This window comes from Tsukamurella sp. II2bb (genome assembly GCF_057815145.1).
Genome location: NZ_JBYPZI010000005.1, coordinates 21,345 through 39,228, shown reverse-complemented (window position 1 = coordinate 39,228; position 17,884 = coordinate 21,345). Strand labels below are relative to the sequence as shown.

21 protein-coding genes and 1 pseudogene are annotated in these 17,884 nt (G+C 71.5%); 11 read left to right on the top strand and 11 right to left on the bottom strand.

Going from position 1 to position 17,884, the window contains the following annotated elements; translation table 11 throughout:
- Nucleotides 1-30: 30 nt before the first annotated feature.
- The gene (locus AC21LY_RS12565) at nt 31-486 is read right to left on the bottom strand and encodes a PTS sugar transporter subunit IIA (RefSeq protein ID WP_489046817.1); all 456 of its coding nucleotides are present in this window, start codon (nt 484-486) and stop codon (nt 31-33) included.
- Nucleotides 483-710 carry a PTS sugar transporter subunit IIB gene (locus tag AC21LY_RS12560; protein WP_068524062.1) on the bottom strand — a complete coding sequence of 76 codons (228 nt, stop codon included), beginning with the start codon at nt 708-710 and terminating at the stop codon, nt 483-485. The genes AC21LY_RS12565 and AC21LY_RS12560 overlap by 4 nt, the downstream gene beginning before the upstream one ends.
- Before the next feature lie 105 nt (nt 711-815).
- On the opposite strand from AC21LY_RS12560, the gene AC21LY_RS12555 reads away from it, so the two are divergent.
- Genes AC21LY_RS12555 through AC21LY_RS12540 form a run of 4 tightly spaced genes read left to right on the top strand, consistent with a single transcriptional unit; the run spans nt 816 to nt 3,924 of the window.
- Nucleotides 816-2,051: a PTS transporter subunit EIIC gene (locus tag AC21LY_RS12555; protein WP_489046816.1), complete on the top strand. Its 1,236-nt coding sequence runs from the start codon at nt 816-818 to the stop codon at nt 2,049-2,051.
- Nucleotides 2,048-3,202, top strand: coding sequence for an N-acetylglucosamine-6-phosphate deacetylase (gene nagA / locus AC21LY_RS12550; RefSeq protein ID WP_489046815.1), 1,155 nt, complete (start codon nt 2,048-2,050; stop codon nt 3,200-3,202). Before AC21LY_RS12555 ends, nagA begins: the two co-directional genes overlap by 4 nt.
- A 30-nt stretch (nt 3,203-3,232) precedes the next feature.
- Nucleotides 3,233-3,505, top strand: a complete 273-nt coding sequence (locus AC21LY_RS12545; protein WP_489046814.1) for a hypothetical protein — start codon at nt 3,233-3,235, stop codon at nt 3,503-3,505.
- Nucleotides 3,493-3,924, top strand: a complete 432-nt coding sequence (locus AC21LY_RS12540) for a type II toxin-antitoxin system VapC family toxin (protein ID WP_489046813.1) — start codon at nt 3,493-3,495, stop codon at nt 3,922-3,924. The genes AC21LY_RS12545 and AC21LY_RS12540 overlap by 13 nt, the downstream gene beginning before the upstream one ends.
- 17 nt (nt 3,925-3,941) lie before the next feature.
- Here the strand turns inward: AC21LY_RS12540 and AC21LY_RS12535 are convergent, their stop codons facing one another.
- Together AC21LY_RS12535 and AC21LY_RS12530 are read right to left on the bottom strand one after the other, a co-directional pair.
- Nucleotides 3,942-4,697, bottom strand: a complete 756-nt coding sequence (locus tag AC21LY_RS12535; RefSeq protein ID WP_489046812.1) for an amino acid ABC transporter ATP-binding protein — start codon at nt 4,695-4,697, stop codon at nt 3,942-3,944.
- A complete protein-coding gene (locus AC21LY_RS12530) occupies nt 4,694-6,160 on the bottom strand; it encodes an ABC transporter substrate-binding protein/permease (RefSeq protein WP_489046811.1) in 1,467 nt (488 codons plus the stop codon). Before AC21LY_RS12530 ends, AC21LY_RS12535 begins: the two co-directional genes overlap by 4 nt.
- Before the next feature lie 150 nt (nt 6,161-6,310).
- On the opposite strand from AC21LY_RS12530, the gene AC21LY_RS12525 reads away from it, so the two are divergent.
- From AC21LY_RS12525 to AC21LY_RS12515, 3 genes are read left to right on the top strand one after another with little or no spacing between them, the layout of a single operon-like run.
- Nucleotides 6,311-6,673, top strand: a complete 363-nt coding sequence (locus tag AC21LY_RS12525; protein ID WP_489047146.1) for an ArsR/SmtB family transcription factor — start codon at nt 6,311-6,313, stop codon at nt 6,671-6,673.
- On the top strand, nt 6,670-7,158 hold the full coding sequence (locus AC21LY_RS12520; protein ID WP_489046810.1) for an SRPBCC family protein: 489 nt from the start codon (nt 6,670-6,672) through the stop codon (nt 7,156-7,158). The genes AC21LY_RS12525 and AC21LY_RS12520 overlap by 4 nt, the downstream gene beginning before the upstream one ends.
- A gap of 58 nt (nt 7,159-7,216) precedes the next feature.
- Nucleotides 7,217-8,848: an adenylate/guanylate cyclase domain-containing protein gene (locus AC21LY_RS12515; RefSeq protein WP_489046809.1), complete on the top strand. Its 1,632-nt coding sequence runs from the start codon at nt 7,217-7,219 to the stop codon at nt 8,846-8,848.
- Here the strand turns inward: AC21LY_RS12515 and AC21LY_RS12510 are convergent.
- The 3 genes and pseudogenes from AC21LY_RS12510 to AC21LY_RS12500 form a co-directional block, all read right to left on the bottom strand.
- Nucleotides 8,737-9,291: a GNAT family N-acetyltransferase gene (locus AC21LY_RS12510; protein WP_489046808.1), complete on the bottom strand. Its 555-nt coding sequence runs from the start codon at nt 9,289-9,291 to the stop codon at nt 8,737-8,739. The genes AC21LY_RS12515 and AC21LY_RS12510 overlap by 112 nt on opposite strands.
- A 24-nt stretch (nt 9,292-9,315) precedes the next feature.
- Nucleotides 9,316-9,657 (bottom strand): annotated as a pseudogene (locus AC21LY_RS12505) (RNA-binding S4 domain-containing protein); the annotation flags it as partial.
- 3 nt (nt 9,658-9,660) lie between these two features.
- Nucleotides 9,661-9,873: a hypothetical protein gene (locus tag AC21LY_RS12500; protein ID WP_489046807.1), complete on the bottom strand. Its 213-nt coding sequence runs from the start codon at nt 9,871-9,873 to the stop codon at nt 9,661-9,663.
- A 40-nt stretch (nt 9,874-9,913) separates the two neighbouring features.
- On the opposite strand from AC21LY_RS12500, the gene AC21LY_RS12495 reads away from it, so the two are divergent.
- Genes AC21LY_RS12495 through AC21LY_RS12485 form a run of 3 tightly spaced genes read left to right on the top strand, consistent with a single transcriptional unit; the run spans nt 9,914 to nt 12,518 of the window.
- Complete coding sequence (locus AC21LY_RS12495; protein WP_489046806.1) at nt 9,914-10,366, top strand: SixA phosphatase family protein; 453 nt, start codon at nt 9,914-9,916, stop codon at nt 10,364-10,366.
- Nucleotides 10,367-10,376: 10 nt separating this feature from the next.
- Nucleotides 10,377-10,808, top strand: a complete 432-nt coding sequence (locus AC21LY_RS12490; RefSeq protein ID WP_489046805.1) for a SixA phosphatase family protein — start codon at nt 10,377-10,379, stop codon at nt 10,806-10,808.
- A 9-nt stretch (nt 10,809-10,817) separates the two neighbouring features.
- Nucleotides 10,818-12,518 carry a dihydroxyacetone kinase family protein gene (locus AC21LY_RS12485; protein ID WP_489046804.1) on the top strand — a complete coding sequence of 567 codons (1,701 nt, stop codon included), beginning with the start codon at nt 10,818-10,820 and terminating at the stop codon, nt 12,516-12,518.
- Here the strand turns inward: AC21LY_RS12485 and AC21LY_RS12480 are convergent.
- The 3 genes from AC21LY_RS12480 to AC21LY_RS12470 all read right to left on the bottom strand — a co-directional run bounded on the left by AC21LY_RS12480 (nt 12,508) and on the right by AC21LY_RS12470 (nt 16,566).
- Nucleotides 12,508-13,926 (bottom strand): acyltransferase, encoded by a 1,419-nt coding sequence (locus AC21LY_RS12480; RefSeq protein WP_489046803.1) that lies wholly within the window; start codon nt 13,924-13,926, stop codon nt 12,508-12,510. The genes AC21LY_RS12485 and AC21LY_RS12480 overlap by 11 nt on opposite strands.
- 547 nt (nt 13,927-14,473) lie before the next feature.
- Nucleotides 14,474-15,193 carry an SDR family oxidoreductase gene (locus tag AC21LY_RS12475; protein WP_489047145.1) on the bottom strand — a complete coding sequence of 240 codons (720 nt, stop codon included), beginning with the start codon at nt 15,191-15,193 and terminating at the stop codon, nt 14,474-14,476.
- Between the two features lie 5 nt (nt 15,194-15,198).
- The gene (locus tag AC21LY_RS12470) at nt 15,199-16,566 is read right to left on the bottom strand and encodes an MFS transporter (RefSeq protein WP_489046802.1); all 1,368 of its coding nucleotides are present in this window, start codon (nt 16,564-16,566) and stop codon (nt 15,199-15,201) included.
- A 121-nt stretch (nt 16,567-16,687) separates the two neighbouring features.
- Between AC21LY_RS12470 and AC21LY_RS12465 the strand changes: the two genes are divergently transcribed.
- Nucleotides 16,688-17,596, top strand: a complete 909-nt coding sequence (locus AC21LY_RS12465) for a LysR family transcriptional regulator (RefSeq protein WP_489046801.1) — start codon at nt 16,688-16,690, stop codon at nt 17,594-17,596.
- On the opposite strand, the gene AC21LY_RS12460 is transcribed toward AC21LY_RS12465, so the two are convergent.
- Nucleotides 17,593-17,868 (bottom strand): LuxR C-terminal-related transcriptional regulator, encoded by a 276-nt coding sequence (locus AC21LY_RS12460; protein ID WP_489046800.1) that lies wholly within the window; start codon nt 17,866-17,868, stop codon nt 17,593-17,595. The genes AC21LY_RS12465 and AC21LY_RS12460 overlap by 4 nt on opposite strands.
- Between the last annotated feature and the right edge of the window lie 16 nt (nt 17,869-17,884).

The window sequence follows — 17,884 nt, the reverse complement described above, 5'->3', positions numbered from 1 at the left end:
CAGATGAACACGGCCGGACCTCCCGCTCGTTCAGACCGCGAAGACGACCTCGCCCGCGGCCACGTCCCGCTCCTGCGGATCGGCGACCGATCCCGGCGCCGAGTCCATCACGACGACGGGACAGATCGCGCTGAGCCCTCGGTCGCGAATGCCGGACGGGGAGAACGAGATCAGCGGATCGCCCGCGGCGACCTTCGACTTCTCCGCGGCGAGCAGCGTGAACCCCTCGCCACCCAGATTCACCGTGTCGATCCCGACGTGCACCAGGACGCCCACGCCACCGTCGCCCAGCACGATCGCGGCGTGCGGGTGCAGCTTGATCACCGTGCCGGCGACCGGCGAGACCACGATGGCGTCGGCACCGTCGGCGGGGACGGCCGGCTCGATGGCCACCCCCGAGCCCACCATCTGGCCCGCGAAGACCTGATCGGGCACCGCCGACAGCGGGACGAGCCGGCCGGCCACCGGCGCCAGGACGTCCGTCACAGGAGGTCCTGCACTTCCTCGGCCAGCGCGTCGGCGGTGGGACCGACCACGACCTGGACCGCGGATCCGGCCACCATCACGCCGTGCGAGAGCTTCTTCAGCGCCGCCTGATCGACGAGGCCGGTGTCCTTGACCTCGCAGCGCAGCCGCGTGATGCAACCCTCCACCTCCTCGATGTTGTCGGCCCCACCGAGCCCGTTCACGATGTCCTGCGCCTTCGACATACCTGCCGCCTTTCGGAGAGGTTCGGGGAAACCGGCACGCGCCGGACCGAACTGGTTATAACCTGTCGTCACCCTAGTGGACTCGTCCCTCGACAGGAGCGAAAAATGAGTTCCTCATCCGGATCCGGTATATCAGCACGACGGCTCGATCTGAGCGGTCTCCAGAAACTCGGTCGCAGCCTGATGCTGCCCATCGCGGTGCTACCCGCGGCGGGCCTGCTGCTGCGCCTCGGCCAGGACGACCTGCTCGGACGCTTCTCGTCCATGAAGACGGTGGCCGCCGTGATCGGCGGCGCCGGAAACGCGCTGATCAGCAACCTGGCGATCCTCTTCGCGGTCGGCATCGCGATCGGCTGGGCGAAGAAGGCCGACGGTTCCACGGCGCTCGCCGCGCTCGTCGGATACCTGTCCTTCCAGGCCGTGGAGAAGGCCATGTCGCCGGTCGTGCTCGCGGGCAAGGTCGACAAGGCCGGCGACCCCGCGGTGGTCAACTACGGCGTGCTGGGCGGCATCGTCATCGGCATCATGTCGGCGATGCTGTGGCAGCGCTTCTACAAGACGAAGCTGCCGGACTACGTCGGCTTCTTCTCGGGCCGCCGCCTGGTGCCGATCCTCACCGCGTGCGGCGCCATCGTCGTGGGCGTGATCATGTCCTTCATCTACCCCGCCTTCAACTGGGCGCTCACCGGGCTCGGCAACTGGGTCGCGGAGAACGCGGTGATCGGCGGCGGCGTCTTCGGCGCGGCCAACCGGCTGCTCCTGCCGCTGGGCCTGCACCACATCATCAACTCGGTGGTCTGGTTCATCCTGGGCGACTACCAGCCCGCGAACGGCCCGATGGTGCACGGCGACATCGCCCGGTTCCTGCAGGGCGACCCCACCGCCGGCACGTTCATGACCGGCTTCTTCCCCATCATGATGTTCGGCCTGCCCGCCGCGGCGCTCGCGATCTACCGGTGCAGCAAGCCGGAGAACCGCAAGGTGGTCGGCGGCATCATGCTCTCGGTGGCGCTCACCAGCTTCCTCACCGGCATCACCGAGCCGCTCGAGTTCGCCTTCATCTTCGTCGCCTGGCCGCTGCTGATCGTGCACGCGCTCCTCACCGGAAGCTCGCTGCTCATCGCGAACGCGCTGGACATCCACCACGGCTTCACGTTCTCCGCCGGGTTCATCGACTACGTGCTGAACTTCGGCAAGGCGACCAACCCGCTGTGGCTCATCCCGATGGGTCTCGTGTACTCGGTGATCTACTACTTCTCCTTCTCGTTCATCATCAAGAAGTGGAATCTCAAGACACCCGGCCGCGAGGACGAGGACCTGGAAGCGGAGGCCACGGCTTGACCGAGTACCTCCGCGGCACCGTCGTCACGCCCTCCGGGGCGATCGACGACGGTGTCGTCGTCCTCGCCGACGGCCTGATCTCCGCGGTCGGACCGGCCTCGGCGCTGCCCCCCGCGACGCTGCCGGCACCGTCGGACCGCGTGTACCTGCCCGGCATGATCGACGTGCACTGCCACGGGGGCGGGGGCTTCGGCTTCCCGGACTCGGACGCCGACGGTGCCCGCGCCGCCGCCGCGCACCACCTCGGCCGGGGCACGACGACGCTGCTCGCCTCGCTCGTCTCCGCCGCGCCGGAGAAGCTGCTCGAGCGCATCGCGACCCTCTCGCCGCTGGTCGACGACGGCACCGTCGCCGGCCTGCACCTGGAGGGGCCGTTCCTGGCGCAGGAGGTGTGCGGCGCGCAGGACCCGCGGTACATCATCGACGGCGACCCGGCGCTGCTGGCGACGCTGCTCGACGCCGCGGGCGGCCGGATCTCCTCGATGACCGTCGCCGCCGAGACCCCGCACTTCGCGGAGTTGGCGCGGCAGCTGTCCGAGGCCGGCGCCGTGGTCTCCGTCGGGCACACCGCGGGCGACTACGACACCGTCGCCGCCGCGCTCGGCACACCCGACGGCCCGGTGAGCATCACCCACCTGTTCAACGGCATGCACCCGATGCACCATCGGCACCCCGGTGCCGTCGGCGCGGCGCTGACGGTCGCGGGCGAGGGCCGCGCCGTCGCCGAGATCATCGGCGACGGGGTGCACCTCGCGGCGGGCACCGTGGCGATGGTCTTCGCCACCGTCGGCCCGGACCACATCGCCCTGATCTCCGACGCCATGCAGGCCGCCGGGATGCCCGACGGCCAGTACTCGCTCGGGCCGCTGGAGGTCACCGTCGGGGGCGGCGTCGCGCGCCTGACCACGCCCGACGGTGCCCCCGGCGCCATCGCGGGCGGCACCTCGTCAGTGCTCGACGTGGTGGTGCGCGCCGTCCGGCACTCGGGCGTGCCGCTCGCCGACGCGGCCCGCGCCGGGGCGACCACCCCGGCCCGGTTGCTCGGGCTCAGGGACCGCGGCGAGCTCTCCGCCGGGCTGCGCGCCGACGTGCTGGAGCTGTCCGCGGACCTCGACCTGCTGCGGGTCCTCCGCGGCGGCAAACAGGTGTAACACCTTCGTCGGCCGGTGTTACACTCGGGTATGCCCACGACCCGGCCGCGGCACGCGATCACCGAGACCCCGGAGATCACGCGCGCCCTGGAGCTGGCGCGGCGGCGATGGCCCGCCCTGAGCGACAGCCCGTCGCGCCTGCTCAGGCAGCTGATCGAAGCGGGGGCGGAGGCGATCGTCGAGCCGTCCGAGGAGAGCGAGATCGAGCAACGCCTCGCCGCGGCGCGGCGCCTCGCGGGCAGCCGCACCGGATGGTTCCCGGACGGCTACCTCGAGGATCTGAGGTCCGAATGGCGGGAGTGACGGTCCTCGACGCCAGTGTCCTCATCGCGTTCTTCACGAACGAGGACGTCTTCCATGACCGAGCCGTCTCCGCGGTGAGGATGGCGATTCAGCGCGGCGACGAACTCGTCACGAACGAGTTGACCGCGGCCGAATACATGGTCGGCGGCGCTCCGAGCGGCGAGATCGACAATGCTGCAGAAGATCTGTCGGGGCTCGGGGTCACGCGGGTGGACTTCCCGCCGTCGTTCGCGCCGCGGCTGGCGCAGATCCGGCACGACGCCGGGGTGAAGCTCCCCGACGCCGCGGTGCTTCTCACCGCCCTCGATGCGACGGAGAACGGCACCGTCGCCGTCACCGTCGCCACCTTCGACCAGCGGCTGCGGGCGGGCGCGCTCGGCTACGGCCTCGGGTCCGCGATCAACGCCGCCGACGACTGAACTCGGCACAGGCGGCGCTACAGCGGGCGCAGGAGGCGGTCGAGGAACTCGCGGGTCCGCGCATGCTGCGGGTTCCCGATCACCTCGGCGGGACTGCCCGCCTCGAGCACGGCCCCGCGGTCGACGAACAGCACCTGGTCGGCGACCTCGCGGGCGAAGGTCATCTCGTGGGTCACGACGACCATCGTCCGGCCCTCCTCGGCGAGGTCGCGCATCACGGTCAGGACGTCGCCGACGAGTTCCGGATCGAGGGCGGAGGTCGGCTCGTCGAACAGCACGACCCGCGGCCGCAGGGCGAGCGCCCGCGCGATGCCGACGCGCTGCTGCTGCCCGCCGGAGAGCTGGTGCGGATACTTGTCGGCGTGCTCGGCCAGGCCGACGCGGGCGAGCAGGTCCCGCGCCTGGGCCTCCACCTCGGCGGCGGGGCGCCGCTGCACGACGATCGGCCCCTCGGTCACGTTCCGCAGGGCCGTGAAGTGCGGGAAGAGGTTGTGCGACTGGAAGACCATCGCGCTCTGCGCCCGGTACCGCGCCAGCTGTGCCTTCCCGGGCTCGCCGGCGGCGAAGTCCACGGTCGCGTCGCCGACGGTGACGGTGCCGCCGTCCGGGAGTTCGAGCGCGTTGAGCGAGCGGAGCACCGTCGTCTTCCCCGACCCGGACGGTCCGATGACGACGGTGACCGAGCCCTCCGGCACGGCGAAGTCGATGCCGCGCAGGACCTCCACGCCGCCGAAGGACTTGGTGAGGCCGTGCACCGAGATCAGGTCGGTCATCGCGCCGCGTACCTTTCGAATCGATCCTCGAGGCGGGACTGCACGAGGCTGAGCGCCTGGCAGATCACCCAGTAGTAGCAGGCCGCCACGACGTACATGACGAAGAAGTCGTAGGTGGGGGCCGCGGCGATCTGTGCCTGCCGGAAGAGCTCGGTGACCAGGATCGCCGATGCCAGGGACGTGTCCTTGACCAGCGAGACCAGGGTGTTCGCGAGCGGCGGCGTGGCGGTGCGGGCCGCCTGCGGCAGGATGATCCGACGCAGCGTGGTGCGGTAGTCCATGCCGATCGTGGTGGCGGCCTCCCACTGCCCGCGCGGCACGGCGCCGATCGCGGCACGGATGATCTCGGCCGCGTACCCGCCGACGTTGAGCGAGAAGGCGATCACCGCCGCGAGAAAGGGATCGAAGACCACGCCCGCGAGCGGGAGACCGTAGAAGATGATCACGAGCTGCACGAGGAGCGGCGTGCCGCGGATGATCGAGATGTAGGCGCGGGCGAGCCCGCTCACCGCGCGCCGCTTCGACATCCGCGCGAGCGCCACGCCGAGCGCGATCGCCAGGCCGATCACGAAGCTGATCGCCGTGAGCGGGATCGTCGCGGTGACGGTGGCCCTGAGCATCGGAACCAGGTTGCGGCGCACCATGTCCCAGGTGCTCGCGCCGTGCCGGTCCGCCTGGGCCGCCGCGCCGAAGAACTGATCCGAGATGCGCTGCGCCGTGCCGTCGGCGCGGATCTCCGCCAGGCCGCGGTTGATCTCGGGCATCAGCCCGGAGTTCTTGCGGGCCGCGAACACCGACTCGGACCTGTCGGGAGTCTCCGCGGCGATCGTCACGGGCGCAGCGGGGTTCACCTTCAGGTAGTTGCGGACGACGCCGGTGTCGTTGACCACCACGTCGACCCGGCCCTGCGCCAGCACGTTGACCGCGTCGGTGAAGCTGTTCACCGCCTCGATCCGCGCGCCCGCCTTCTCCGCGACGCCGGACCAGCTGCTGGTGATGCTCTGCGCCGCCGTCTTCCCGCGGATGTCGGCGAGCGAGTGCACCGAGGTATCGCCCTTGCGCACCAGGATCGAGCCACCGGTCTGCAGGTACGGATCCGAGAGGTCGTACTTCGCCGCCCGCTCCGGGCTGGCCGTCACCTGGTTGGCGACGAGGTCGAACCGGCCCGCCTCCAGCCCCGCCATCATCGAGTCCCACGGCGTCTCGACGAATTCGACGCGCCGCCCTATTTTCGCGGCGATCGCGGTGATCATCTCCACGTCGTAGCCGGTGAGCCTCCCCGAATCGTCGTGGTAGCTGTACACCTGGTACACGCCCTCGGTGCCCACCCGCAGCACGCCGCCGGCCGGGGGCACCGGCTCGGCCCGCACCGGCAGCGGCGCGGCGAGGACCACCACGGCGAGCAGTACGAGGAGCACGCGCCGCACGGCGGTCACGGGCTCGGGACGGGCGGCCGCATCCATTCCTCGTTCTTAGCACCGCGACGCGCTCGCCGGGGCCCGACCGCACCGTCGAACTTATTCAACCAAGGGGTTGAACTAGCCGCTCCGAGGGCGTATCGTCGTATTCAACACGCCGGTTGAATACGAAGGGAGGGCCACACGAACAACGACATCGACGACCTGTCCAAGGCGTTCGCCGCACTGGCGGACCCCACGCGCCGCGACATCGTCGCCCGCCTGTCCGACGGGGACGCCACACTCACGGAGATCGCGGAGCACTACGACGTGAGCATCCAGGCCGTCTCGAAGCACCTGGCGGTGCTCGAGACCGCCGGCCTGATCAGCAGGACCCGCCGCGCCCAGTCCCGGCCCGCCCACCTCGAAACCGAGGTCTTCGACCGCATGAACGGGTGGATCGAGCGGTACCGGCGCCGCGCCGAACAGCGCTTCCAGCGCCTCGACGCGGTCCTCGCCGAGATGAACGACACCGAGATGAACGACACCCCAGCAGATACCGAAGGAGCACCGTCATGACCATCGTCAACGCAGAGGCCCGCATCGAGGCCTCCACCGAGGTCCCCAGCATCACCATCACCCGCGACTTCCGCGCCACCCCCGCACAGTTGCACCGCGCCCACACCGACCCCGAGATCTACGCGCGCTGGGTGGGACCGTCGGACATCGCCACCGAGATCGTGCACTGGGACGCACGTACCGGAGGCAGCTGGGCGTACGTGAACGTGCGCGGCGACGAGCGCTACTCGTTCCACGGCAGCTTCCACGACGTGACGCCCGACCGGATCGTGCAGACCTTCACCTTCGACGAGTGGCCCCAGTCGGTCTCGCTGGAGACGATGACCTTCGAGGACCTCGGCGACGGCCGCACCCGCCTGCACGCCACGTCGCTGCTGGACAGCTTCGCCTCGCGCGACGGCATGCTCGCCAGCGGAATGGAGAAGGGCATCGTCGACGGTTACGCCAAGCTGGACGAACTACTCGCGTCCGGCGCGGTCCAGTAGCTACCGTCAGGGGCATGACCGACGACGCACGGGTACGCACGCACGGCGAGGGAGCCGGATGAAGGTCCCTCGCCTGCGCGCCGACTACGGGTCGATCCTGCTCGGCTCCGCCGACGAGAGCCCGCGCACCACTCGGATCCGGATCCAGCTGGTGCTCACCATCGGCGTGCTCGGCGCCAACGTGGTCGGCGTCGTCCTGTCGATCGCCCTGGCGCTGGTGGGCATCCCGAAGCCCGCGATCCCGTGGAGCGCCTGGTGGATGCCCTTCCTGGTGATGCCGGTCTACATCGGGATCGCCTTCCTCATCGGGGTCGTGCTGGGCACGGTCCGGCTGGTCCACTCGCTGCGCTGGTCGATCCGGGGCGACGCGCCCACCGCCGCGGAGGCCCGCGCGGCGATGACCGCGCCGTGGCGGCTCACCCTGATCCAAGCGCTGCTCTGGGCCGGCGGCACGATCATGGTGACGGTGGGCTACGGCATCGTCGACCCCGAGCTGATCCCGAAGGTCGCCCTGGTCACCGGCCTCAGCGGAGTCGTGGTGTGCGCCATCTCCTACCTGATCACGGAGTTCGCCCTGCGCCCCGCGGCGGCGCAGGCCATCGAGTCCGGGTACCCGATCGGTGGCCGCAGCCGGTTGCGGGTCCGGGCGATCACGGCCTGGGCCGTCGGCTCGGGCGTGCCGATCATCGGGATCTTCTTCGTGGTCGGCTTCGCCACCGTCCGCGACGACACGTCCACGACGGACGTCTTCATCGGCGTCACCACGATCGCCGCGATCGCGCTGCTCACCGGGCCCCTGCTCACTCTGCTGGGCGCCGACACCGTCGTCGGGCCGTTGCGCGTGCTCCAGCGCGCCCTGCGGCGCGTCCGGGACGGCGAGAACGACGTCACGATCCGGGTCTTCGACGGTTCCGACATGGGCGAGCTGCAGGCCGGCTTCAACGAGATGACCAGCGGCCTGGTCGAACGCGAGCGGCTGCGGGACCTGTTCGGCCGGCACGTGGGCCGCGACGTCGCCGAGCAGGCGCTCGGCTGGGGCGTGCAGCTGGGCGGCTCCGAGCAGGTGGTGGGCGTGCTGTTCGTCGACATCGTCGGGTCCACGACGTTGGCGCGGGAGCGCCGGGCGACGGAGGTCGTCGCGCTGCTCAACCGGTTCTTCGAGGTGATCGTCACCGCCGTCGAGGAGAACGACGGCCTGGTCAACAAGTTCGAGGGCGACGCCGTGCTCGCCGTCTTCGGCGCCCCGCTCCCCCACCCGGACCCCGCGGGCGGGGCGCTGCGCGCCGCCCGGCAGATCGCCGACCGCCTGCCGTCCGCGGTCCCGGACCTCGCGGCCGGTATCGGCGTCTCCTACGGGGTGGTCGTCGCCGGGAACGTGGGCGCGATCGAGCGGTACGAGTTCACCGTGATCGGCGACCCGGTCAACGAGTCCGCGCGCCTGTCCGAGGTGGCCAAGCGCGACACCTCCCTGCCCGTCGCCTCCGAGCCCGCGGTGATGGGCGCCCGCGAGGCCGAGTCGCAACACTGGCGGTTCACCGACGAGCTGGAACTGCGCGGGCGCAACGAGACCACCCGGCTCTACGCGCCGCGCGCCGCCCGCGGGGCCAGCACCAGCACGTCGTCGACGAAGGTGGTCCCGCCCACCGTGAACTCGCGCGTCCCCGCGGCGACGAACCCCGACTTGGCGTAGAACCGCTTCGCGCGGGCGTTGTCGGCGTTCACGCCGAGCCACAGCGGCTCGCAGGCCGCCTCGAGCACCGCCGCGTCGAGCAGGGCGCGCGCCACCCCGGCGCCGTGGTGGTCCGGATCCACGTACAGCTTGGACAGGTAGGCCGACGGTGCTCCGCTCAGGCTCTCCGGCCCCTCGGCGACATCACCGTGCAGCACCAGGGCGTACCCGATCGGCGCCACCGCGCCGTCCGGGCGAGGAGCACCGTCGGCCACCAGGACCCGGTGACCGGGCTCGGCGATGTGCCCGGCGAACGCGGCCGCACTGAGGTGCGCGGCGATGAAGGCCTCGATGTGCTCGCGCGGGAGCGAGGGCGGGCAGGCGAGCGGGAAGGTGCGCGCGGCCAACTCCGCGACCGCCGCGGCGTCCTCCGCCCGCGCGATCCGGACCGGTGTAGGGATCATCACTCCACCTCACTCCCGCCCGAGTAGCCGGTCGGTCTCGCGGCGCTCGCGCTTGGTGGGCCGGCCGGAGCCGCGGTCGCGGTGCGGCATCGAGGCCAGGATCTCCCGCGGTGGCGGGGGCGGGCTGTTGTCGATGTAGCAGGTGGCGGCCACGGGCGCGCCGACCCGCTTGGCGATCAGCGAGGCCACCTCGACGATCCGCTCGCGGCCGGCGAGCCGCAGCCGGACCTCGTCACCCACCACGATGTGCTGGGCCGGTTTGGCGGTGGCGCCGTTGATCCGCACGTGCCCGCCGCGGCACGCGGTGGCGGCGGCCGACCGCGTCTTGGTCAGCCGCACCGCCCACAGCCAGGCGTCGACCCGCACGGCTCAGCGCGCGCGGAGCAGGCGCGACAGCCCGACTGCGCCCAGCACGCCGAAGGCGATCAGGAGCAGCAGGCCCACGCCGGCCCCGCCGAGGATCCAGCCCGCCGCCACGATGATCACCGCGGGCGCCGCCATGGCCGCCACCAGCCCGGGGTGCTGCTTCACGACGTCCAGCGCGGCCTGCTTGCGCGCGGGATCGAGTTCTTTTCCAGCCATGTCACCAATGTACGCATTCCCGGCAGGGCAAGATCGGGGCATGACGGTGCTGGCACTCATGCGACACGGCGAGGCGGGCATGTCGATCCCCGACGAGGCCCGCCCGATCACGGACAACGGCAGGGAGCAGGCCCGCCGGTCCGGGCAGTGGCTCGTCGAACAGGGGCTCGCCCCCGACCACGCCCTGGTCTCGTCCGCCCGGCGCACCGTCGAGACCTTCCACGCGACGGGCCTGCGTTGCCCGATGACCGCGACCGAGGAGCTGTACTCGTGCCCGGGCCGGCGAGTCCTGGACGAGATCAACGGCGTGCCCGGCGACGTGCCGGTCCTGCTGGTGGTGGCGCATTTCCCGGGCCTGCCCGACGCGGCCGCCGAGCTGGACCCGGGAGCGGAGCTGCCTGGCTTCGCGCCCGGCACCGTCGTCCTGCTGGACCTCGACGACGGTCCGGCCGCGCCCGGTTCGGGGCGGCTGCGCGCGTGGTTCACCCCGTAGGATGCCCGCCATGGGCACCCTGATCCTGCTGCGGCACGGCAAGTCCGCGTACCCCGACAAGGTGCGCGATCACGACCGGCCCCTCGCGCCGCGCGGGGTCCGGCAGGCGGGGCTCGCGGGCAAGGCCCTGCGCCGGTACGGGCACGCGGTGGACCTGGTGCTGTGCTCCACCGCCGAGCGCGCCCGGGCGACGCTGGCGCAGGCCGCCGTCGACGCGCCGGTGCGATTCCTGCCGGAGCTGTACGGCGCGAGCGGCGCCGAGATCCTGGCACTGGTCGACGCCGAGCGGGGTGAGGCGGCGACGGTGCTGGTCGTCGGCCACGATCCCGGCCTGCCCGAGGCTGCGCAGATCCTCGACCCCACCTTCACCTTCGCCAAGTTCCCGACCTCGGCCTTCGCCGTGGTCCGCGACGGCCACGCGGAGCTGCACATTCCTCGCTAACGTGGGGATGTGACGGTACGCGCGCGCTTCGAGAACTCCGCAGGCTCACTGTTCACCGACGGCCTGCGGGGCGTCCTCGCGGCCCACCCCGACGCGGCATGGCACGACGCCGGCTTCGTCGCGCGCCGCACGCCGCGCGGCTCCGGGGTCGCGCTGGTCTCCGGCGGCGGCTCCGGGCACGAGCCGCTGCACGTGGGCATGGTCGGGGCGGGCCTGCTCGACGCCGCATGTCCCGGGCTGATCTTCACCTCCCCCAACGCCGTTCAGGTGGCGGCCGCCACCCGCTTCGTGGACACGGGCGCCGGCGTGCTGCACATCGTGAAGAACTACACGGGCGATGTCATGAACTTCGCGGTCGCCCGCCGCCTCGTGGCGGCGCCGGACGGGGACGCTCCCGCCGTCGCCACCGAGGTCGTGCTGGTCGACGACGACGTCGCCACCGACAGCGATTCCGGCCCGGGCCGCCGGGGCACCGCGGCCACGATCGTGGTCGAGAAGATCTGCGGCGCGGCCGCGGACGAGGGACGCCCGCTGGCCGAGGTCGCCGCGGTCGGGCGGCGCGTCGCGGCCCGCGCGCGGTCGATGGCCGTGTGCTTCTCGGCATGCACCGTCCCCGGTTCGGGCGCACCGTCGTTCGACCTGACCGCCGGGCACATGGCCTTCGGCGTGGGCATCCACGGCGAGCACGCCCGCGAGGAGCGGCCCGCGACCGCCGCCGAGGAGATCGTCACCGACCTCCTCGCCCGGATCCTGCCGGGCACTGGCCTGGCCTCCGGCGGGCGGGCGCTGGTGGTGGTGAACAACCTCGGCGCGGTCACCGATCTGGAGACCGGCGTGCTCTTCGCGGAGGCCGTGAAGCAGTTGGGCGAGCGCGGGATCGAGGTCACGCGCTCCCTGGTGGGGCGGTTCGTCACGGCGCTCGACATGGCGGGCGCGTCGCTCACGGTCGTCCCCGTCGACGACGAACTCCTCGCACTCTGGGACGCGCCCACCGCGGCGCCGGGGTGGCCGCACGCGGCCGCGGCACCGTCGCACCTGGATCCGCTCGCGCAGGCCCGGCCGGACGACGGTGCCGACCGCGGCGAGCCGAACGCCTGGCTGACGGACTTCGTGGGCCGCGTGCAGCGGTCCGTCGACGAGCTGACCGAGCTGGACCGCCGGGCCGGCGACGGCGATTTCGGCACGAACATGGCCGCGGCGCTCGGGCACTTCCCGCTTCCGCTGCGCGGCACCGACGGCGAGGTCCTCGGGGCGCTGGCCACCTCCTACCTGGTGCGGGCGGGCGGCACGTCCGGCGCGGTCTTCGGGACCTTCTTCACCGAGCTCGGCCGGGCCCTGCAGCCCGACGGTGCCGGAGTGCACCCGGGAGACGCGACTGCCGGCGTGCGCCCGGGAGACGCGGCTGCCGGCTTCACCGCAGGCGTGCGCGCCGGGCTCGACGCGGTGGTCGAGCTGGGCGGCGCACGGGTGGGCGACAAGACCGTCGTGGACGCGCTCTCCCCCGCCGCCGATGTGCTCGACGGGGGCGGCTCGCTCGCCGACGCCGCCGCGGCGGCCGCCGAGGGCGTCGCGGCGACGGCGGACAGCGCGGCCGCCCGCGGCCGGGCGAGCTACCTCGGCGACGCGGTGCGCGGCGTACCGGATCCCGGTGCGCTGGTGATGTCCTGGCTGTTCGAGGCCGCCGCGCGGCGAGGCACCGTCAGGCGGTGACGGGCGCGGGGCGGGCGCCGGCCGGACCGGCGAAGACCGTCCGCCCCAGGCCCTGCCAGATCAGGAGGACCACACCGAGGGTCAGCGAGACGGCGCCGGCGGGGACGTCGAGCGGCCAGTAGCAGAGCGCACCGACGGCGATCATCGCCACGCCGATGCCGATGCACAGGCGCAGGCTCTGCTGGGCCATCGGGATCATCTTGCGGCCCGTGGCCCACAGGCTCACCGGCGTGCGGCGCAGTACCTCGCTGATCGCCACGGTGAAGAAGGCGGTGACCACGAAGGTGCAGACCGTGAGGATCGGGGCGTAGACGTCGAACCGGAAGCGCTGGATGGTGGGCGCCAGCTCCTGCAGCGCGAAGGCGTGCACGAGGAAGATGCCGAAGGAGCGGTCCGAGGCGGTCTTGAGGAACCGGTCCCAGAAGGAGCCGGGCGTGCGGTAGTCGGACCAGTAGGTGCCGGCGGCGTAGAGCGCGAGGATGATCATCACGAACATCACCGCGGCGTACGGGTGGAAGACGTTCGCGGCGTCCGTCGGGAACATCCCCTCCATGCTGGTCTTGTAGCCGTACACGATGAGGGTGACCATGACGACGCCGATCGCGACGGCGACGACCCGGCCGCGGAAGCGCGCCATCCAGGTACGCACCGCGTCCAGGTGCATGGCCGCCAGGCAGCCCAGCAGCGTGAAGAACTGGTACGGGAAGATCGTCGCCGGCAGGTGGTTCCACAGCTTCGCGAGCAGCCCGTAGTTGAACATCTCGGGGCGTGCGGTGGTCATGTAGTGCAGCAGGATCAGGTGGAAGACGAAGCTCGCCGCCAGCAGGTACCGGTGGTAGCCCATCGTGGCGCGGAGGAACTTCAGCAGGAACGGGAAGATCAGGTACACCTGCATCGTCACGAAGACGAAGTAGAGGTGGTACCAGGCGTCGCCGGTGAGCAGGTCGTACCCCAGCACCTTGAGCGCCGCCTTGGTCGACTCCCAGGTCTCGAAGGTGCGCGTGACGTTCGAGAACGCCGGCGGCCACATCACGTACATGTGATAGAGCCAGTAGAAGACGGTCCAGGCCAGGAAGGGCAGGCCCACCGCCTTGTACCGGCGCCGCCAGAAGTCGATCGGGTCGAGCTTGCGGTCGCGGTACTGGTAGACCAGCACGAAGCCGGTGAGCGCGAAGAAGGCATTGCGGGTGTAGTGGAAGATCGTCTGGACCGCGTTGGAGGCGACGCTGAACGGGAACGTCGTGCCGGAGACGCAGTGGTCGAAGATCACGCCCGCGAAGGTCACGATCCGCACGATGTCGAGCTCGAAGAGGTGGCCCGACTTGCGCTTCGGCGCCGCCTCGGGTTCGGGGGCGGCGGGCGCGGCGCGCTCGGCTCCGGCCGTCGGCTCCACGCCGCGTTCGCTCATCGTCTGATCCACCACTGACTAACAATCCTCGATACAGAACAGCAATACCTGGTCACAGGCCCTTCGTACGGTATCCGGTGTCCGACGACGACACCAACTCAGCGGCACACCTCCCAGGACACTGCCAGCGACGACCTTCCAGCGTGGCGTGTTCGCTCATGCCGGCCCGCACGAGTGATCGCGAAATCCATGCGTGCCACGCATGGCTTGCATCACCGCAGTTCAGCGGCCAATTTTCGCGGGAGGGCCATGCGTCGCACGCATGGCCCAGGTCTCCAGCCCGACGGTGACCGGCGCCGATCCGCGGCCCCGGCGTTCGCTCCCCCACCGGACGCCGTGCGCCCGATGAGGGGTCGACTGTCCCCTGCGCGGCGCCGACTCCCCCACTAGACGCCAGCTCTCCCCCACCACACGGCCCGCGGGCGGCACCGTCGGGCAGGGGCAGGGCATGCGCGGCACGCATGACCCTCGCAAAAACAGGCGTTGATCTGCGGAAACGCGGGTCATGCGTCGCGCGCATGGCTTTTGCGAGCGCTCGCGCGCGCCGTCAGTTGGCGGTCCAGCCTCCGTCCATCGTGTACGAGGCGCCGGTGACCATCGCCGCGGCGGGACTGCACAGCCACGCCACCAGCCCCGCGACCTCGTCGGGCTCGATGAGCCGCTTGATCGCGGGACGGGCGAGGAAGACCTCGTCGGTGACCTGCTGCTCGGTGATGCCGTGGGCGGCGGCCTGCTCGGCGATCTGCTTCGTGACCAGCGCGGTGCGCACGTACCCGGGGTTCACGCAGTTGCTGGTGACGCCGTGCTCGCCGCCCTCGAGCGCCGTCACCTTGGACAGGCCCTCCAGGCCGTGCTTCGCGGCCACGTACGCCGCCTTGTACTTCGAGGCGCGCAGCCCGTGCACCGACGAGACGTGCACGATCCGGCCGAAGCCGCGCTCGTACATGGCCGGCAGCGCCGCGCGGGTGAGCAGGAAGGGCGCCTCCAGCATGAGCGTGAGGATGCGGTGGAACCACGCCGGGTCGAAGTCGGCGATCGGCGCGACGTGCTGCACCCCGGCGTTGTTGACCAGCACGTCGATGTCGAGCCGCAGGTCCGCCAGTGCAGCCGTGTCCGTCAGGTCCAGCTCCAGCGCGGTCCCGCCGATCTCGTCCGCGAGCGCCGCGGCGGCAGCGCCGTCGCGATCGACGATCGTGACCACGGCACCGTCGGCGGCGAGACGGCGCGCGACGGCCGCACCGATCCCCGCGGCACCGCCCGTCACCATCGCCTTCACGCGCCGGCTCCCGCGCGCTCGGCCCGCAGCGCCGCGCGGTCGGCTTCGTCGATCGACGCCAGGTCGATCCCCCGCGTCTCGCGGACGAAGAAGACGGCGACGAAGGTGATCCCGCACGCGATCGCGAGGTACACCGCGACCGGCACCGACGAGTGGTAGTTCTTCAGCAGGCTGGTCGCGATGATCGGGGCGAGCGAGCCCGCGGCGATCGAGGTGACCTGCGCCGCCAGCGAGACGCCCGAGTAGCGCATGCGGGTCGGGAAGGACTCGGCCATGATCGCCGGCTGCGGCGCGTACATCAGCGCATGGAACATCAGGCCGATCGTCACCGCGGCCACCACGACCGCACCGTGCCCGGTGTCGAACATCGGGAAGGCGAAGAAGCCCCACGTCGCCCCCAGCGCGGCGCCCGCCCAGTACACCGGGCGGCGGCCGATGCGGTCGGTGAGCGCGCCCGCGAGCGGCATCACCGCGAAGTGCACCGCGTGCGCGATGAGCAGCCACAGCAGGATGTGCGCGGTGTCCATCTTCACCACGGTCTTGAGGTACGTGATGGAGAAGGTGACCACGAGGTAGTAGAAGATGTTCTCGCCGAAGCGCAGGCCCATGGCGGAGAGCACGCCGCGCGGGTAGCGCTTGACGACCTCGACCACGCCGTACGAGACGGCCTTCTCCTTCTCGATCTCCCGCTGGGCCTCCTTGAAGATCGGCGACTCGTCGACCTGCGTGCGGATGTAGTAGCCCACCAGCACGATCACCGCGGACAGCCAGAAGGCGATGCGCCAGCCCCACGCGAGGAAGTCCGCCTCGGACAGCGCGTTGGTCAGGATCAGCAGCACGACGGTGGCGGCCAGGTTGCCGCCCGGCACGCCGGCCTGCGGCCAGGACGCCCAGAAGCCGCGGGAGCGGTTCGGGCTGTGCTCCGCGACGAGCAGCACGGCGCCGCCCCACTCCCCGCCGACGGCGAAGCCCTGGATGAAGCGCAGCACCACGAGCAGGAAGGGCGCCCAGTAGCCGATCTGGTCGAAGGTCGGCAGGCAGCCCATGAGGAAGGTGGCGACGCCGACCATGAGGATCGAGACCTGCAGCAGCTTCTTGCGGCCGAGCTTGTCACCGAGGTGGCCGAAGACGATGCCGCCGATCGGCCGGGCCGCGAAGCCCACCGCGTAGGTGACGAAGGCCGCGATGATGGCGTCGTACTCGCTCGCGCCGGCCCGGAAGAAGATCTTGTTGAACACCACCGTGGCGGCGATGCCGTAGAGGAAGAACTCGTACCACTCGACGACCGTTCCGGCCATCGACGCGGCGACGATCTTGCGCAGGCCCCCGGGTCGTTCGAGGGACCGCTGGTCGTTGTGCGCCATATCCACTCCTTGTGTGACGGATCACGACGGTGCCGAGCTGTGACACACGCCATGTTTCACGAAGTATGTATGGATAAAATCGCAGAGACAATGGCCACAGCCGCGGATCGGATCTGCATCGATGCACACCCCTGAGCCGAGCGCCGACGGGCTGCTCACTCTCCTCGCCGTCGCGCGCACCGGCCGCTACACCGCCGCCGCGGACCTGCTGGGCGTCAACCACACCACCGCCTCGCGCCGGGTCGCGGCCCTGGAAAGGGCGCTCGGCGGGCCCCTGCTGGCCCGCACGGCCGCCGGCTGGGAGCTCACCGACCTGGGACGGACCGCCGTCGGAGCCGCCGAACGGATCGAGGCCGTGCTGCACGGCCTCGACGCCGATACCGACCACGACCTGCACGGCACGGTGCGCATCGCGGCGACCGACGGCTTCAGCGCGCGCGTCGTCTCACCCGCCGTCGCGCGGCTCGGCCGGGCGCACCCGCGCCTGTCCGTCGACCTGCTGACCGTCACGCGGCGGGCACCGTCGACCCGCTCCGGCGTGGACATCGAGGTGGTCGTGGGCCGGCCCGAGACCTACCGGGTGGAACCGATGCTGCTCGCGCCCTACCGGCTCGGCCTGTACGGCTCCCGCGACCACCTCGAGGCCGACGGTGCCCCGCGGCGGCCCCGGGACCTGGCCGGGCGGCCGCTGATCTACTTCATCGACTCGATGCTCACGGTCGACGATCTCGACCTCGCCCGGACCGTGGTGCCCGGTATGACCGACCGGCTCAGCTCGACCAACGTGCTGGTCCACGTCGAGGCGACCTGCGCCGGCGCCGGCCTGGGCCTGCTCCCCTGCTTCCTCGCCGACGCCCGGCCCGAACTGGTGCGCGTCCTGCCCGACGAGGTCGCCGTGGAACTCGAGTACTGGATGGTGGTGCGGCCGGAGGCGGCGCAGCGGCGCGAGGTGGCCGCGGTGGTCGGCGCGCTGCGGGAGCAGGTCGACGGCATGCGGGCGGCACTGCTCGGCACCGCGCCGACCCGTTAGACCAGGTCGTCGAGGCGGATGTACTCGTCCTGCAGCAGGCGCGCGGCGAGCGCGGTCTTGGTCGCGCCCGGCCGTCCGGCCGCGACGTACTTCGCGCGGATCCGCGCCACGTGCTCGGCCACCGTGCACTCCGCGATGAACAGCCGGCGCGCCGCGGCCGCCTTGCTGTCCGTGCGCAGCCAGGCCCGCAGCACCTCGACCTCGCGGTCGGTGAGCCACACCCGGTCGTGGCCGGGTACGTCGGCCACCGCCTCGGTCAGCACTGCGGTCATCTCGCCCCCTGCCGGA

Coding starts and splice junctions, on each gene's coding strand:
- AC21LY_RS12480 (WP_489046803.1), bottom strand. CDS start 13,926: ATGAGCGAACGCGGCGTGGAGCCGACGGCCGGAGCCGAGCGCGCCGCG.
- AC21LY_RS12500 (WP_489046807.1), bottom strand. CDS start 9,873: ATGGCTGGAAAAGAACTCGATCCCGCGCGCAAGCAGGCCGCGCTGGAC.
- AC21LY_RS12530 (WP_489046811.1), bottom strand. CDS start 6,160: ATGGATGCGGCCGCCCGTCCCGAGCCCGTGACCGCCGTGCGGCGCGTG.
- AC21LY_RS12540 (WP_489046813.1), top strand. CDS start 3,493: ATGGCGGGAGTGACGGTCCTCGACGCCAGTGTCCTCATCGCGTTCTTC.
- AC21LY_RS12545 (WP_489046814.1), top strand. CDS start 3,233: ATGCCCACGACCCGGCCGCGGCACGCGATCACCGAGACCCCGGAGATC.
- AC21LY_RS12495 (WP_489046806.1), top strand. CDS start 9,914: ATGACGGTGCTGGCACTCATGCGACACGGCGAGGCGGGCATGTCGATC.
- AC21LY_RS12475 (WP_489047145.1), bottom strand. CDS start 15,193: ATGGTGACGGGCGGTGCCGCGGGGATCGGTGCGGCCGTCGCGCGCCGT.
- AC21LY_RS12460 (WP_489046800.1), bottom strand. CDS start 17,868: ATGACCGCAGTGCTGACCGAGGCGGTGGCCGACGTACCCGGCCACGAC.
- AC21LY_RS12520 (WP_489046810.1), top strand. CDS start 6,670: ATGACCATCGTCAACGCAGAGGCCCGCATCGAGGCCTCCACCGAGGTC.
- AC21LY_RS12560 (WP_068524062.1), bottom strand. CDS start 710: ATGTCGAAGGCGCAGGACATCGTGAACGGGCTCGGTGGGGCCGACAAC.
- AC21LY_RS12515 (WP_489046809.1), top strand. CDS start 7,217: ATGAAGGTCCCTCGCCTGCGCGCCGACTACGGGTCGATCCTGCTCGGC.
- AC21LY_RS12510 (WP_489046808.1), bottom strand. CDS start 9,291: ATGATCCCTACACCGGTCCGGATCGCGCGGGCGGAGGACGCCGCGGCG.
- AC21LY_RS12535 (WP_489046812.1), bottom strand. CDS start 4,697: ATGACCGACCTGATCTCGGTGCACGGCCTCACCAAGTCCTTCGGCGGC.
- AC21LY_RS12490 (WP_489046805.1), top strand. CDS start 10,377: ATGGGCACCCTGATCCTGCTGCGGCACGGCAAGTCCGCGTACCCCGAC.
- AC21LY_RS12555 (WP_489046816.1), top strand. CDS start 816: ATGAGTTCCTCATCCGGATCCGGTATATCAGCACGACGGCTCGATCTG.
- AC21LY_RS12465 (WP_489046801.1), top strand. CDS start 16,688: ATGCACACCCCTGAGCCGAGCGCCGACGGGCTGCTCACTCTCCTCGCC.
- AC21LY_RS12470 (WP_489046802.1), bottom strand. CDS start 16,566: ATGGCGCACAACGACCAGCGGTCCCTCGAACGACCCGGGGGCCTGCGC.